The organism is Polaribacter sp. BAL334 (genome assembly GCF_015767435.1).
Lineage (GTDB): Bacteria > Bacteroidota > Bacteroidia > Flavobacteriales > Flavobacteriaceae > Polaribacter.
In genome coordinates this window covers 1-419 of sequence record NZ_JADWOV010000249.1, presented here as the reverse complement: position 1 = coordinate 419, position 419 = coordinate 1, and the positions used below count along the sequence as shown (strand labels likewise).

General features: G+C 34.6%; 1 pseudogene. It reads right to left on the bottom strand.

The window, feature by feature from the left end:
• Nucleotides 1-419: pseudogene (locus IU405_RS04135) on the bottom strand (glycosidase); the annotation flags it as partial.

Here is a 419-nt window from a genome sequence, read left to right as displayed (position 1 = left end):
TGACCCACTTTTTTTCTATATTTTAACAAGACAGCTGGGTTTGCTCCCCACCAAAGTTGTGGTCCAAATGCCGCTTTTAATCCCGATAATGAACCTTTTCCATCTACTTCAAGTCCTAGAATTTCTCCATTATAAATATCTAAATTAGGGCCATAATTCGCTTCTGGATATAAACCAAAAATATCTCCTTCATACGCCCAATGATAATGGTTTGTTCTGTAAAAACCTCTCATATCAAAATTCTCGGCTTTCCATTCAAAAGAAGCATTGTAAACACGTAATCTATTGTTATCTGTGAGTGTTAAATTTCCATTATCGGAATTTACAGTTACAGGTCTTCCTACATTTTCATAGAAAATATCATCAATAGGATTTCCGGCAACGTTTCCTAAAATATTGAAATTCACTTCAGCCTTCAT